The following is a 13,833-nucleotide window of genomic DNA, read 5'->3' on the forward strand; positions in this document are numbered from 1 at the left end:
AGGCTTACTGCGCCTTGGTCTCGGTCGTTGCCGCAGGCTTGGCCGCTGGCTTCTTCGCCGGCTCAGCCTTTTTCGCTGCTGGCTTGGCCGCAGGCTTTTTCGCGTCGGTTTTAGCCGCCGGCTTCTTCGCCGCTGGCTTGGCTGCCGCTTTCTTCGCCGGTTCAGCTTTCACCGGGGTCGCTAGCTTCGGTGCTTCCACCGGCGCTGGCGCAGGTGCCGGGGTTGGCGCAGGCGCTGGAGCGACGGGTGCTGGCGCCGGCTCAGGTGCCTTGGCTGGCTCTGGTTTCTTGTCGTCATCCGAACCGCCGAACAGATTAGTGAAGAAGTTGCCCTTCTTCGCCGCCACGGCACCCGCCGCGCCTGCCGCTGCTGCAGCCGGAACCACTTTGGCTGGCTCGAACGATTTGCCTGCCGCCAGATCTTCAACCTGACTGGCCGCACGCTGACCGGTGCGCAGGGCGCCTTCCAGCGTGCCTGGGTACAAGGTGTCGGTGTGTTCGCCAGCGAACGCTACGCGTTGCAGCGGACGTTCCCAAATGCGCCAGAACTTGCTGATCTGGCCCGGGCCGTAAGCCAGGTACGCGCCGCCCATCGACGGGTCGGTGCTGTAGCGACGGATTTCATAACCGGTGAACGAACCACGGGCCTGTGGATAAAAAGCGTGCAGACGGATCAGCACCTGATCGACCATCTGCTTGTCGCCGAACGCCTGCATTACGCGAGCGTTGTCGCCAGACAGGTTGATCACAACGTTGGCGCCGCCCTTCAGGGCAGGTTCGATCCACAACATGCCCAGACCGGCGTTGCTGTAGATCTCGCCGGACATACGCGCCTTGGGTTCCCACACTGGCGTCTTGAACTTCAGCATGACCTGGTCGCGCCAGCCGTAGTTGGTGCCTTTGATCGCGGCCAAGTGCTGAGCATCCAGCGCCGGCGTCAGCGCAATCTTGTTCAAAGCACGCAGCGGCACGGCCAACACGACGTAATCAGCCTGGTAGCCGACACTGCCGACTTTGACGGTCACGCCGTCCTTGTCCTGAACGATCGCGGACACTGGCGAGTTGGTCTTGATGGTTTTGATCTGTTTGACGAAGGCCTGCGCCAGCACCTGGCTGCCGCCGACCAGACGCGAGGCGCGCAGGTCACGGTCGGAGATGCCGCGATACACGCGGTTCTGCTGCGCGAAGTACAGCAGCGACAGACGCGAAGGCTCGTCGTAGTGGGTGCGAATGTCCTGGTTGATCAACTGACGCGCGGTGGCCGGCAGGTTCTGCTTGTCGAGCCAGCTCGCCACAGTGATCTGATCCAGCGCGTGCAGGGTATTGGTCGCCGCCGGGTTCTGCGGGTCGTCGATCGAGCGCGCCAGATCGTCGAGGGTTTTCTGGTAACGCTTCAAGGCATCGGCGGTGGCCGGTTGCTTGGTCGCCAGATCAGCGGCGGAGAAGTACTCGCCGTCGATCAGATAACCCGGCGTACGCACGAATTCCGGCGCTGGCGTGGTGCCCAGCTTGAACGTCGAAACGTACTTGTTCAGCACCGGCTGCGTCTTGTCGTTGCCGATCCACTCGCTGGTGGCCATGCCCGAGCGACCGCCCATGCTCGGCTTGGCTTCCAGCAGCGTGACCTGCCAGCCCTTGTTTTGCAGCTCGTAAGCCGCGGTCAGACCCGACAGGCCGCCGCCGATCACGATTGCGGTTTTATCCTTGGCCAGCGCGGTAACGCTGAACAGCCCCAACATCACCAGCGCACAGGCGCGCAGCCAACCGACAGACATTCAGCGAACTCCGGAAAACACGTAGGAAAAAGCAGTTTTGCGGGTCAGACGACCCAAAGAACCGCGAAGAATACGTCAGCCATCAAAACGCCGCCAGCGACGTCTATCGGCCCATACAAAGTAGCTCAATCGACACAATGGGTTGTCCCGACGCGACGCATTGCATAGGCTTGCCCGATTGTTTGCCCGCGCCTGACGCGAGCCGCCTCGAGGAGACTGTAAATGGGCCTTAATAATCAGTGGATGCAACGCGATCTCGCGGTGTTGTGGCATCCCTGCACCCAGATGAAAGACCACGAACAGCTGCCGCTGATCCCGATCAAGCGCGGTGAAGGCGTCTGGCTCGAAGACTTCGAGGGCAAACGCTACCTCGATGCGGTCAGTTCCTGGTGGGTCAACGTGTTCGGCCACGCCAACCCGCGGATCAACCAGCGCATCAAGGATCAGGTCGACCAACTGGAGCACGTGATACTTGCCGGCTTCAGCCATCAACCGGTGATCGAACTGTCCGAGCGTCTGGTGAAGATGCCCCCCGAGGGCCTGAATCGGGTGTTCTACGCCGATAACGGTTCGTCCTGCATCGAAGTCGCGCTGAAAATGAGCTTTCACTACTGGCTCAATCGCGGTCAACCGAACAAGAAACGCTTCGTCACCCTGACCAACAGCTACCACGGCGAAACCATGGCGGCGATGTCGGTCGGCGACGTGCCGCTGTTCACCGAAACCTACAAAGCGCTGCTGATGGACACCATCAAAGTGCCGAGCCCGGATTGCTACGGGCGCCCCGAAGGCATGAGCTGGGAACAACACTCACGCAACATGTTCGCGGCCATGGAACAGGCTTTGGCCGAGCATCATGACAGCGTCGCGGCAGTGATCGTCGAGCCGTTGATTCAGGGCGCGGGCGGTATGCGTATGTACCACCCGGTCTACCTCACGCTGTTACGCGAAGCCTGCGACCGTTACGGCGTGCACCTGATCCTCGACGAAATCGCCGTCGGCTTCGGCCGCACCGGGACGATGTTCGCCTGCGAACAGGCCGGCATCCGTCCGGACTTCCTCTGCCTGTCCAAGGCCTTGACCGGCGGCTATCTGCCGCTGGCCGCGTGCCTGACCACCGACGAGGTCTACAGCGCGTTCTACGACGACTATCCAACCCTGCGCGCCTTCCTCCACTCACATAGCTATACCGGTAACCCACTGGCGTGCGCGGCGGCATTGGCGACGCTGGATATCTTCGAGCAAGACAACGTCATCGAGAACAACAAGGCACTGGCTCAGCGAATGGCCTCGGCCACCGCGCACCTGATCGATCATCCGAACGTGTCCGAAGTGCGCCAGACCGGCATGGTGTTGGCGATCGAGATGGTCAAGGATAAAGCCACGAAAGAGGCTTACCCTTGGCAGGAGCGTCGCGGTTTGAAGGTGTTCCAGCATGCGCTGGAGCGTGGCGCGCTGCTGCGCCCTCTGGGCAGTGTGGTGTATTTCCTGCCGCCGTACGTGATCACCCCGGAGCAGATCGACTTCCTCGCCGAAGTCGCCAGCGAAGGCATCGACATCGCCACGCGTGACAGCGTCAGCGTGGCGGTGCCAAAAGACTTCCACCCCGGCTTCCGCGATCCAGGCTGATCTCCATCTAAAGGTTTGAGAAGAACCCTGTGGTGAGGGGATTTATCCCCGATGGGTGGCGAAGCCGCCCCAATCCCGGATCGCACATTTCAACTGAAGAACTCGGTTGCTGATTTTGGGGCGGCTTCGCCACCCAACGGGGATAAATCCCCTCGCCACAAAAGCTCTGCACCACAGCGACTATGAGCCATTTTTTTAGAGACCCGAAATGAGACTGTCCCGCTTCTTTATCGACGCCCCCCTGAGCACCGGCGAACACGAATTGCCGGAAGCCCAGGCGCATTACATCAGCCGCGTGCTGCGCATGGCCGAGGGCGATGCGGTGCAGCTGTTCGACGGTTCCGGTCACGAATTTCGCGGTTCCTTGCGGGAAGTCGGCAAGAAGCGCGTAACCGTGCAAATCGACGAGCAATTCGCCGGTCAGGTCGAATCGCCGCTGCACATCCACCTCGGCCAGGGCCTATCCCGTGGTGAGCGGATGGACTGGGCGATTCAGAAAGCCACTGAGTTGGGCGTGAATGAAATCACCCCGATCTTCAGCGATCGCTGCGAAGTCCGCCTGAAAGACGAACGCGCCGACAAACGCCTGCTGCACTGGCGTCAGGTGGCGATCAGCGCGTGTGAGCAATGTGGGCGTTCGCGGGTACCGGTGATTCATCCGCCGGTGTTGCTTGCGGACTGGATCAAGCAGACCGACGCCGAGTTGAAACTGGTGCTGCACCCGGTGGCGGAGCCGTTGGTGAGCCATGCCAAACCGGCGACGCTGGCGTTCCTGATCGGGCCTGAAGGCGGTTTGACTGACGCCGAAGTCGAGCAGGCCAAAGGTAACGGCTTCCACGCCGCCCGCCTCGGCCCACGGGTGTTGCGCACTGAAACTGCGCCGGTGGTTGCACTGGCGGTGGCCCAGCAACTTTGGGGTGATTTCTAATCCACAAATGGAATACGTTCCCCTGTAGGAGTGAGCCTGCTCGCGATGGCGTCCTGTCAGTCGACAGCGTTTGTGGCTGATGCACCGCTATCGCGAGCAGGCTCACTCCTACAGGGGGATGGTGGTGTGTCTAGAGGACATAAAACAGAATCGCGACGAAGTGCAGCAAACTCCCGGCAATCACGAACAGATGCCAGATCCCATGCGCATGCCGCAGCCGGTGATCGAGGGCAAAAAAGATAATCCCCACGGTGTACAAAACCCCGCCCGACGCCAGCCAGGCAAACCCGGTCGTGCCCAGCGCCGCGATCAACGGTTTCACCGCCACCAGCACAATCCAGCCCATCACCGCATAAATCACGATCGACAGAATCCGTGCCTCCGAACGCGGTTTGATCTCTTGCAGAATGCCGATCAGCGCCAGCCCCCAGACAATCCCGAACAACGTCCAGCCCCACGGCCCGCGCAGGGTCACCAGGCAGAACGGCGTATAGCTGCCAGCAATCAACAGGTAGATCGAAAAGTGATCAACCTTCTTCATGATCGCTTTCTTGCGCCCGCGCACGCTGTGGTACACGGTCGAGGCGCTGTAGAGCACCAGCAAGGTAAACGCGTAGATCGCCACACTGACAATCTTCCACGGGCTGCCGTCGAGGCTGGCAATTACCAGCATCCAGACGCCGCCGACAAATGCCGCCACTGCCCCGACCAGATGCGTCCAGGCGTTGAGTTTTTCCCCGTGATACATGTCTCGCTCACCTCCAAATTCATTACCGCAGCGCGCAAGGCTCGGGCCTTGAGCGTAAAAGCGCAATGTTTCTGTTCAAAGCCAGGATCAAAAGATCGCATTCCAATGCAGGAGCTGCCGAAGGCTGCGATCTTTTGATCTTCCGTGCACAATCGGCCGACATAAGAAAGAGTCCGCGCCATGCTGATCGACGAAGAATTGACCCTGAAAAAACTCGAGGTGTTCCTCGCTTTCATGCGCACCGGCAACCTCGCCCGCGCCGCTGCCGAGTTGCAGACCAGCAATGTCAGCGTGCACCGCGCGATTCACTCGCTGGAAAGCGCCCTGCGCTGCCCGCTGTTCAAACACGAAGGTCGCAACCTGACGCCGCTGGAAAGCGCTTACGTACTTGAAGAACGCGCGCAGAAACTGATCAATGACGTGGTCGAAAGCGTGCGCCTGACCCGCGAAGCCGCCGGGTTCTCCGCTGAACGTTTCAAACTCGGATCTCTGTATTCGCTAACAGTGAAAACCGTGCCGCAACTGATCATGGGCCTGAAAATCCGCCGCAGTGAACTCAACATCGACCTGATCCTCGGCTCGAACATCGACCTGCTCTACAAGCTGAAAAACATGGAAGTCGACGCGATCCTGGTGTCGCTGGACGACAGCATCAACGACCCGGATTGCGAGCAGATCGCGCTGTTTTCAGATGACATCTTTCTCGCCACACCGGCAGATTCAAAGTTCGCCCAGCGCAGTGAAGTGGATTTGGCGGAAGTGCGCGATGAAACGTTCATCACCCTGACCCAGGGCTTTGCCACCCATCAGGACGGAAACCGGGTGTTCAAGCAGGCGGGGTTCGAACCGAAAGTGGCGATGCAGGTGAATGACATTTTCACCCTGCTGAGCATGGTCAGTTCCGGGGTGGGCTATGCGTTGCTGCCGGGAAGGATTGCGGCGGTGTACGAGAACCGGGTGAAGCTGATTCCGTTGCAGGAGAAGTATCGGTTGCAGCAGCACATTGGTGTGGTGTTTTTGAAGGCCAAGGAGAGGGATCCGAATTTGCTGGCGTTGCTGGCGGAGTGTCGGATGTATGCGAATCGCCAAGCCTGAAACCGCGTCGTCCCAATCGCGAGCAGGCTCACTCCTACAGGTGAACGCATTCCAATGTAGGAGTGAGCCTGCTCGCGATGACGTCAGCCCTGACAACAGAAAATCTTCGGCTTAGCCCATCAGCCCGCGCATCAGCAGAAACAACAGCGAAGGCCCGAGCAAACACCCAAGCGCCGTATAGAACGCCGCCGTCAGGCATCCATACGGCACCAGCTTCGGATCGGTCGCCGCCAACCCGCCGGCCACGCCGCTGGACGTCCCCATCAAGCCGCCAAAGATCACCGCACTGCGCGGGTTGTTCAGGCCGATCATCGGCGCCACGAACGGCGTCATCACCATCACCAGAATCGCCTTGATCAGCCCCGCCGCAATCGACAACGCCATGACTTCCGAACTGGCCCCAATCGCCGCACCGGTTACCGGCCCGACAATGTAAGTCACCGCCCCCGCGCCAATGGTGGTCAGGCTCACCGCATCGGTATAACCGAACGCCATCGCCACGCCGACCCCGGCGACAAACGACGTGCCCACACCGACAAACAGCGCCAGCACCCCGACAAACCCGGCGCGCTTCAGCTCATCGACACTGACGCCAAACGCCGTGGCGACAATCGCGAAATCGCGCAGCATCGCGCCGCCGAGCAAACCGATGCCCGACAGCAGCGGAATATCCACCACGCCTTTCTGCCCGCCGGTCAGCGCACCGCCGACATACGACAGCACCAGTCCAAGCAGAATGGCGATGGCCGAGCCGTGCAAGCGGCCCTTGGTGAAGGTGTTGGACATCCAGTAGGACACCCACATGGTCAGGCCGACAATCAGGAAACCGCTGATCAAGCCGTAGCCGGTGATGACTTTCATCATGGATTCGTACATGGCGCTCACCCCGCAGTCTTGGCAGGAGCGATTGGCGTCGCATCCTTGTTACCGAGGCGCACCAGCACCGGCACCATGGCAAAGGCAATCACCACCGCCAGGGTTCCCGCGAGGATCGCCATCGGCCCGCCCTTCAGCGCACCGTAAACATTTTGCTGCGCCGCCATGGCGACCACGATGGGAATGTAGATCGCACTCCAGAACTCGACGCCCTGTTCGGTCTTGCCCTTGAGCCAGCCACTTTTATTCAGGTAACTGCCCAGACCGATCAACAACAGCATCGCAATGCCGACCCCGCCGACGTTGGCCGGCACGCCGATCAACTTGCCGAGTAGCTCACCGACCCAGATACCCACCAGCGTACAGATCGCGAGCAGCGCCACACCGTAAATAATCATTGTTGTAATCCTCAAAGTGCATCGTCGAATGTTGTTTTTGTTGTTCGAAGCTTGAGTCGCGGCGGTTTTAGAGTTGGCGGTTTCCCTCCTCACGCAACAGCGCCTGCAAGGTGTCGAGGCGAGCACTGTCGAAGGCAGTGACCGTGCCCGAGTCGAACACCCGGCGCGCCAGCCCGGTCAGTACGGCACCGGGCGGCAATTCGATCTGTAGCCGTACGCCGCGCTCGTAGGCGCTTTGCACGGTGCCGCGCCAGTCCACCACGCGGCACATGTTGAAGGCGAGGTCGTCGCGCAGCGCTGCTACTTTGGTCACAGGACGCGCGCGACTGCCGCTCAGGTAAGCGACTTGCGGGGTTTTCAGTTCAACCTTGGCGAAGGCTTCGGCGAGGCTTTGCGCCGGTTTTTCCAGCAGTGGACAGTGCGACGGCACACTCACCGCCAAGCGTTTTGCCAGACCGGCACCACGACTGCGCGCCAGTTCCGCCACCGCTTGCATGGCCTCGTCACTGCCGGCAATCACCACCTGATTGTCGGCGTTGATATTGGCCAGATACACCGGCGAATCTTCGCTGTGCACCTGCGCCAGCAGTGTTTCGACTGTGGACAATTGCAGACCGATGATCGCGGTCATGCCGTAGCCCTGTGGATAAGCCTGCTGCATCAGCTCGCCACGCAGGCTGACCAGATGCAACGCATCGCTGAAGCTCAATGCCCCGGCAACCACCGCTGCCGGGTAAGCGCCGATGGACAGGCCGGCGACGTAATTCGCCGTAAGTCCGTCGTGCAATAACTGTCGAGATGCAGCAACGCCAGCGATCAGCAGGCAAAGCTGAACCGCCCTTGTCGTGCACAATGCTTGAGCCGAATCGAGCAGCAAAACATCTTCGCCAAGCACATCGCTTGCCTCGACCAGGGTTTCGCTGGGCAAGCGCTGAAGCATGCCCGCTTGCTGCGCGCCCTGGCCGGGAAACACCAGCAGACTGCTCACGCCGCTTGCTCCTGCGGGTTCCACGGGTCTGCTACCAGACAGGCCTGATGCGCGTTTTTCAGCAGCACCCGCGTCGACGCGCTGGCCCACTCACGCAGAGCGACAGCACCGAACGGCGTCTGCAATTGCAGATCGACCCGGCACACAGCCTGATCGAAAAGCGCGACCAGTTTGCGTGCCTGGTTACGCGTGATCAGCTGCGGTGTCCGCAGAATCAAATCGAGATCACTCGCCGCGTGCATCGCTTTAAAACCACTGGCCAATTCAAACCCGACGCTGCCGCTGACACCCCAGACCCAACCGCAGTCATCGAGCATCGGCCGCAATTGTTTGAGCGCCTGCATCACTGGCAGATCGCGCTCGCTGTCGACGTGACACAACGCCTCGGGACTGACCCGACAGGCAATCGAATCGACCGCCATGAACGCCGCCAGCCGTTGCTCGCGCAGCACTCCTCGCACGCCCACTGCGATAAAACCTTCTTCGCTCAACGCCCGCCGCACTACCACTGGCTGCCCAGTGCAGAGCGACTCGACTGCCCACTGCGGCGCATCCGCCGGCAATTGCGCAGGCGTCATGCCCCAGAGCAGGTCGTGGGCCAGAGAGGTGCTCACCACTGCGCCCTCAGCAGTTCACGCACTTTGCTGGAAGCGGCACGATTGTTTGCGCCGAGACGATTGCTCAAGTCAGTACCGGCGACATCGCCGATGGCTTGCTTCAGGCACTCGCTCACTCGCGCCAGATCTTCCGCTGTCGGCTGTTCAATCTGCTGCACCGACAGGGTTTCCCAGAGCAAACCAAGGCTCGCGTAACTGTCGATGTCATAGGCCATCGGCGGCACGCTAGCGGCCAGCGCTTCCAGTTCTTCGACACTGCGCAACGTCACCCGCGCCGCCGACGCCTTGCCCATCGCATGCACCATCACCCCCGGATCACGCAGGGCTATCAAACGATTGGCCTGATAACCGTGCGCCAGAAAAGCCCCGGACATCGCTTTGCCGACCAGCAACGCAATCACCGGATGCCCGGCCAAACGCGCACGGGCATAACTGTCCGCCGCACCGGCCAGCGCTTGATGAATGCCGAGTGCTTCTTCGCGACGGCCATAAGCCTGGCTGGGCACATCGACGATGGCGATGATCGGGCGCTTTTGCGCTTTGTCGCGGTCGGCAGTGATTGCGTCATCCACAGCCTTGGCCAAACCCCAGCCTTCGAGCAAGCCGACTTCGCCATTGCGCGCGCGTGGGAAACGATTATCCGGGTCAGCGACCACAGCGATAAAACGCCCCAGCTCACCGTCAGCCACCTTCAACGAGGCCGGCAGCCCTTCGACTGCAACAGCGCCCGCGCTCAAGGCGTTGAACCAGTTCAAACCGCGCAGTGAATAACCGCTCATGAGCGCTCTCCTTGATACAGATCGCGAACCACCGACGGTTCGATTTGCCGGTCAGTGTTCAGGCTGCCCAGGCGTTGCAGAAACCATTCGGCGCGTTGGCTGCGCGGCCGCGCCGGCAAACCTTGCTGGAGCAATTCACCGACCTGCTGACGAATCTTCGCCACATCATCGGCGACATAACGATCCACCAGACCGCTGGCAAAACGCTGCTCGCCACCGGTCAGGCTCCAGATGAAGGGCCGGTCGCGGGAGTCGTACTCCTCGATCCCGGCTTCCTGTTCGATCACCTGCGGGCCGTTCAAACCGAGGCGCGCTTCCTGAGTCACCAGCAAATAGCTGCACAGTGCCGCCGCAATCGACATACCGCCGAAGCAACCGACGCTGCCGGCCACCACGCCAACCACCGGTTGGTACTGCTGCAAATCGACAATCGCCGCATGAATATCGGCAATCGCCGCCAACCCGAGATTGGCTTCCTGCAAGCGCACACCTCCGGTTTCCAGCAGCAACACCGCGCGCGTCGGAAGGCCTTTGCGGTTGTCTTCTGCCGCCAGTTCCAGCGCGCCGGCAATCTTCGCCCCGCCGACTTCGCCAAGGCTGCCGCCCTGAAACGCGCCTTCAATCGCAGCAATGACCACCGGCAAACCGTCGACGCTACCCTTGGCGATCACCACGCCGTCATCGGCTTGCGGCACCACGCCTTGGCGTTCGAGCCACGGCGACATCACCCGTTGAAACGGGTCGAGCAGTTCGCGAAAGCTCCCGGCATCGAGCAAGGCCTTCGCCCGTTGTCGCGCGCCAAGTTCGACGAAGCTGTGTTTGTTGAGCAGCGCTGCGCTGTCAGTCATGGCCGATCTCCTCGAAACCTTGTTCCAGCCGCAAACGCACCACGCCCGGCGTCGCACCAAAATCGTGGATATCGATGGCCATCGCCGGTGGCGTAGTGCCGTCGAACATCCGCGCAAACAGGTGCTGCCAACGCAACTGCGCGCCGTTGACCGAGGTCAGCACGTTGATGGTCAACTTGCCGGCCAGTCCCGGTTCGATCAGCACTTCCAGATCACCGGAACCGACACAACCGACCAGCGCACGACCGCGTGGCGGCTGCCCGGCGGGGAATTCAAACGATAGGGTTTCCATCAAAACGCTCCCTGAAGAATGCCGTCGCGCTCGATTCGGTCGATCAGCAGCGTCGCGGCGAGCAAGTCGGCGGCGCCACCCGGCGAGGCATTCAATGCGATGAGTTGTTGATCCAGTTCATGCAGGCGACGACGGCCGCCGAGACTGGCGCTGCCACCGGCGTCGAGCACCGCTTGCGCACCCTGTTGCATGGCGTGCAGGCCCTCTTCGCCTGCGCGGTAGAGCACGCAGGTGTCGGCCAGATGGGTCATGATCGCGAGCAAGGCGTCGAGTCGCGCGTTCTGTTCGCCGCTGGCGTTGGCGCGGCTGCGTTTGAGTTGCGGCAGACCCCGTTGCAGCACGGAAGGGAAGCCGAGTTGCGCTTCTTCGCGAGCGCCGCGTGCGCCGTAACGCAGGGCGACCTGGGCGCCGTGGCTCAAGGGTTTTGGTGCGTAGCAATCCTCCAGCAAGGCCAGACGTGCGGCACGCAGGGTGACTGCATTGGCGCTGGAAGATTGCGGTTCCAGCGCAGCGGCCGTCACCAACAGACCCAATGCCCAGATTGCCCCGCGATGCGTGTTCACGCCGTTGGTGGTCGCGAGCATCGCCTGCTCGCCTTCACGGCCGATGCGGCCAATCGCTTCGCGCAACGGCAAACCGACTTCGCCGATGTCTACGGCCGCTTCAGCCATTTCCTTGAACGCCGGCCACAACGACAGCGCCGAAGCGTGCATCAGGCCGAGGTGCAAATCGGTGTGCGCGCCATTGCCGCGACGGTCGACCAGCGCCGGTTTCGGCGACAGATCGGCTTCGTCGATCAGCGCGTCCACCGCCAGATCGGCCAATCGATCAGCCAGAGACAACGGTTTCGCTTGCAGGTTGAGTGCGTGCATTACCAGCTCCTGAATTTGGCGGGCGGGTTGTACAAACCGCCAGACCACTCGACCAGATCGGCCACGCTTTTTGCTGCGAGCAACTCGCGGGTGGCGTCGGTGCGGCGGATGCCGAGGTCTTCGGGCAAGGCGATCAGGCCTTCGCGGCGCATGCGTTCGGTGTCTTTGGGGTTGTGGCGCAGGCCGATGGCAGTCACTCCCGCGACCGCAGCGATCATTGCCTGGCGCTCTTCCAGCGAACGCGCCTTGTACAGGTAGGCGATGCCTTCTTCGGTGAGCAAGTGGGTGACGTCGTCGCCGTAGATCATGATCGGCGCCAGCGGCATGCCGCTTTTCTTCGCCACGTCGACGGCGTCGAGGGTTTCGACGAAGGTCGGTTTGCCGCCCTCCTGGAACGTCTCGACCATTTGCACCACGAGTTTTTTGCCGCGTTCGAGCATCGGCTGCTGCGAGTCGTCGTGGCGCATGTCCAGCCACGCCGGGGTGCCGTGACGGCGACCGCGCGGGTCGTGGCCCATGTTCGGCGCACCACCGAAACCGGCCAAACGCCCACGGGTCACGGTCGAGGAATGGCCATCGCCATCGACCTGCAACGTCGCACCGATAAACAGATCCACCGCGTATTGCCCGGCCAGTTGGCAGAACATCCGATTGGAACGCAGCGAGCCATCGCGGCCGGTGAAGAACACGTCCGGCCGGGCGGCGATGTAGTTTTCCATGCCCAGCTCGGTGCCGAAGCAATGCACGCTTTCGACCCAGCCGCTCTCGATCGCCGGGATCAGCGTCGGGTGCGGGTTAAGTGTCCAGTTGCGGCAGATCTTGCCTTTGAGGCCGAGGGATTCGCCGTAAGTTGGCAGGATCAGTTCGATGGCGGCGGTGTTGAAACCGATGCCGTGATTGAGCGACTGCACGTTGTGTTTTTCGTAGATACCGCGAATCGCCATCATCGCCATCAGCACGTGCACAGGCTTGATGTGGCGCGGGTCGCGGGTGAATAGCGGTTCGATGTAGAACGGCTTGTCGGCGACCACGACGAAATCCACCCATGAGGCCGGGATATCCACGCGGGGCAGTTCGCTGACGTCATCGACCAATTGGTTGACCTGGACGATGACGATGCCGTCGCTGAACGCGGCCGGTTCGATCAGTGCCGGGGTGTCTTCGGTGCTTGGGCCGGTGTAGATGTTGCCGGCGCGGTCGGCCATGAAACCGGCCGAGAGCACGACGTTGGGGATCAGGTCCACCACCAGCCTTGCGTAGAGTTCGATGTAGGTGTGGATCGCGCCGATTTCCAGCAAACCGTCTTCAAGCAACTGGCTGATGCGCAGGCTCTGGGTGCCGGCGAAGGAGAAGTCGAGCTTGCGGGCGATGCCGCGTTCAAACAGATCGAGGTGCTCCGAGCGGCCGACGCTGGGCATGATCATGTGCAGGTCGTGGAGCTTTTCAGGATCGGCTTTAGCGAGCGAGCGGGAGAGGAAATCCGCCTGCTTCTGGTTGTTGCCCTCCAGCACCACGCGGTCGCCGGGATGGATCAGCGCTTCGAGCGCGGCGACGATCTTGTCGGTGGGCAACACCACACCGTCGGCCAGCCCGCGCACTTTGTCGAGACGGCGCTGCTTCTCATCGCGCCGCCGCGTCCAGCGCGAGTCGGGGGAAATTATTGTTGTCATGCTCACTCCACGGGGTTCGCTGTCGTGGAGCTAAGGTAGGCGTGTGGGATGGGGGCATCAATCAAGCACGGTGGTGAATCATTACGCTCAGGGTAATGGTTGAGATAGCTATCGCGAGCAGGCTCACTCCTACAGGGGGAACGCATTCCAAATGTAGGAGTGAGCCTGCTCGCGATGGCGTCGGCTGACTCGACGCATTAATCAGTCAGTCGGCACTAGCTTGTCCAACACGCGATTGACCGCCAACTCAGCCAACATCACGACTTGCGCGATGCCTTGCAGAGTTTTGCGATGCGTGGGGTGGCAGCTGAACGCAGGT

14 protein-coding genes and 1 pseudogene are annotated in these 13,833 nt (G+C 61.4%); 3 read left to right on the forward strand and 12 right to left on the reverse strand.

All coding sequences use genetic code 11. The annotated features are described in order from the left end of the window. Positions 1–4: 4 nt before the first annotated feature. Complete coding sequence (locus JFT91_RS03715; protein WP_201231605.1) at positions 5–1,774, reverse strand: flavin monoamine oxidase family protein; 1,770 nt, start codon at positions 1,772–1,774, stop codon at positions 5–7. A gap of 222 nt (positions 1,775–1,996) precedes the next feature. On the opposite strand from JFT91_RS03715, the gene JFT91_RS03720 reads away from it, so the two are divergent. After that, entirely contained in the window at positions 1,997–3,403 is a 1,407-nt protein-coding gene (locus JFT91_RS03720) for an adenosylmethionine--8-amino-7-oxononanoate transaminase (protein ID WP_201231606.1), read from the forward strand. Positions 3,404–3,611: 208 nt separating this feature from the next. Next, positions 3,612–4,331, forward strand: coding sequence for a 16S rRNA (uracil(1498)-N(3))-methyltransferase (locus tag JFT91_RS03725; RefSeq protein WP_201231607.1), 720 nt, complete (start codon positions 3,612–3,614; stop codon positions 4,329–4,331). Positions 4,332–4,461: 130 nt separating this feature from the next. Here the strand turns inward: JFT91_RS03725 and trhA are convergent, their stop codons facing one another. Beyond that, positions 4,462–5,079, reverse strand: coding sequence for a PAQR family membrane homeostasis protein TrhA (gene trhA, locus JFT91_RS03730; protein WP_201148163.1), 618 nt, complete (start codon positions 5,077–5,079; stop codon positions 4,462–4,464). A 180-nt stretch (positions 5,080–5,259) separates the two neighbouring features. Here trhA and JFT91_RS03735 point away from each other — a divergent pair, with 180 nt between their 5' ends. Further along, on the forward strand, positions 5,260–6,174 hold the full coding sequence (locus JFT91_RS03735) for a LysR family transcriptional regulator (protein WP_123454264.1): 915 nt from the start codon (positions 5,260–5,262) through the stop codon (positions 6,172–6,174). A 111-nt stretch (positions 6,175–6,285) separates the two neighbouring features. On the opposite strand, the gene madM is transcribed toward JFT91_RS03735, so the two are convergent. The 10 genes and pseudogenes from madM to JFT91_RS30070 form a co-directional block, all read right to left on the reverse strand. Then, complete coding sequence (gene madM, locus JFT91_RS03740) at positions 6,286–7,050, reverse strand: malonate transporter subunit MadM (protein WP_025109167.1); 765 nt, start codon at positions 7,048–7,050, stop codon at positions 6,286–6,288. Positions 7,051–7,055: 5 nt separating this feature from the next. Further along, positions 7,056–7,448: a malonate transporter subunit MadL gene (gene madL / locus JFT91_RS03745; RefSeq protein ID WP_201231608.1), complete on the reverse strand. Its 393-nt coding sequence runs from the start codon at positions 7,446–7,448 to the stop codon at positions 7,056–7,058. 67 nt (positions 7,449–7,515) lie between these two features. After that, complete coding sequence (mdcH, locus tag JFT91_RS03750) at positions 7,516–8,436, reverse strand: malonate decarboxylase subunit epsilon (RefSeq protein WP_201231609.1); 921 nt, start codon at positions 8,434–8,436, stop codon at positions 7,516–7,518. Then, on the reverse strand, positions 8,433–9,053 hold the full coding sequence (locus JFT91_RS03755) for a malonate decarboxylase holo-ACP synthase (protein WP_201231610.1): 621 nt from the start codon (positions 9,051–9,053) through the stop codon (positions 8,433–8,435). Before JFT91_RS03755 ends, mdcH begins: the two co-directional genes overlap by 4 nt. After that, positions 9,047–9,832 carry a biotin-independent malonate decarboxylase subunit gamma gene (gene mdcE, locus JFT91_RS03760; protein ID WP_201231611.1) on the reverse strand — a complete coding sequence of 262 codons (786 nt, stop codon included), beginning with the start codon at positions 9,830–9,832 and terminating at the stop codon, positions 9,047–9,049. Before mdcE ends, JFT91_RS03755 begins: the two co-directional genes overlap by 7 nt. Further along, a complete protein-coding gene (locus JFT91_RS03765; protein WP_201231612.1) occupies positions 9,829–10,680 on the reverse strand; it encodes a biotin-independent malonate decarboxylase subunit beta in 852 nt (283 codons plus the stop codon). Before JFT91_RS03765 ends, mdcE begins: the two co-directional genes overlap by 4 nt. Beyond that, positions 10,673–10,972 carry a malonate decarboxylase subunit delta gene (locus JFT91_RS03770; RefSeq protein ID WP_201231613.1) on the reverse strand — a complete coding sequence of 100 codons (300 nt, stop codon included), beginning with the start codon at positions 10,970–10,972 and terminating at the stop codon, positions 10,673–10,675. Before JFT91_RS03770 ends, JFT91_RS03765 begins: the two co-directional genes overlap by 8 nt. Further along, on the reverse strand, positions 10,972–11,844 hold the full coding sequence (locus tag JFT91_RS03775) for a triphosphoribosyl-dephospho-CoA synthase (protein ID WP_201231614.1): 873 nt from the start codon (positions 11,842–11,844) through the stop codon (positions 10,972–10,974). The genes JFT91_RS03770 and JFT91_RS03775 overlap by 1 nt, the downstream gene beginning before the upstream one ends. Beyond that, positions 11,844–13,514: a malonate decarboxylase subunit alpha gene (gene mdcA, locus JFT91_RS03780; protein ID WP_201231615.1), complete on the reverse strand. Its 1,671-nt coding sequence runs from the start codon at positions 13,512–13,514 to the stop codon at positions 11,844–11,846. Before mdcA ends, JFT91_RS03775 begins: the two co-directional genes overlap by 1 nt. 201 nt (positions 13,515–13,715) lie before the next feature. Then, positions 13,716–13,811: pseudogene (locus JFT91_RS30070) on the reverse strand (DUF6124 family protein); the annotation flags it as partial. Positions 13,812–13,833: the final 22 nt, after the last annotated feature.

The sequence above is a fragment of the Pseudomonas sp. TH08 genome (assembly GCF_016651275.1).
In the GTDB taxonomy this organism is placed as follows: Bacteria; Pseudomonadota; Gammaproteobacteria; order Pseudomonadales; family Pseudomonadaceae; genus Aquipseudomonas.

Coding starts and splice junctions, on each gene's coding strand:
- mdcA (WP_201231615.1), bottom strand. CDS start 13,514: ATGACAACAATAATTTCCCCCGACTCGCGCTGGACGCGGCGGCGCGAT.
- JFT91_RS03720 (WP_201231606.1), top strand. CDS start 1,997: ATGGGCCTTAATAATCAGTGGATGCAACGCGATCTCGCGGTGTTGTGG.
- mdcE (WP_201231611.1), bottom strand. CDS start 9,832: ATGAGCGGTTATTCACTGCGCGGTTTGAACTGGTTCAACGCCTTGAGC.
- JFT91_RS03775 (WP_201231614.1), bottom strand. CDS start 11,844: ATGCACGCACTCAACCTGCAAGCGAAACCGTTGTCTCTGGCTGATCGA.
- JFT91_RS03715 (WP_201231605.1), bottom strand. CDS start 1,774: ATGTCTGTCGGTTGGCTGCGCGCCTGTGCGCTGGTGATGTTGGGGCTG.
- trhA (WP_201148163.1), bottom strand. CDS start 5,079: ATGTATCACGGGGAAAAACTCAACGCCTGGACGCATCTGGTCGGGGCA.
- JFT91_RS03765 (WP_201231612.1), bottom strand. CDS start 10,680: ATGACTGACAGCGCAGCGCTGCTCAACAAACACAGCTTCGTCGAACTT.
- madL (WP_201231608.1), bottom strand. CDS start 7,448: ATGATTATTTACGGTGTGGCGCTGCTCGCGATCTGTACGCTGGTGGGT.
- madM (WP_025109167.1), bottom strand. CDS start 7,050: ATGTACGAATCCATGATGAAAGTCATCACCGGCTACGGCTTGATCAGC.
- JFT91_RS03725 (WP_201231607.1), top strand. CDS start 3,612: ATGAGACTGTCCCGCTTCTTTATCGACGCCCCCCTGAGCACCGGCGAA.
- JFT91_RS03735 (WP_123454264.1), top strand. CDS start 5,260: ATGCTGATCGACGAAGAATTGACCCTGAAAAAACTCGAGGTGTTCCTC.
- JFT91_RS03770 (WP_201231613.1), bottom strand. CDS start 10,972: ATGGAAACCCTATCGTTTGAATTCCCCGCCGGGCAGCCGCCACGCGGT.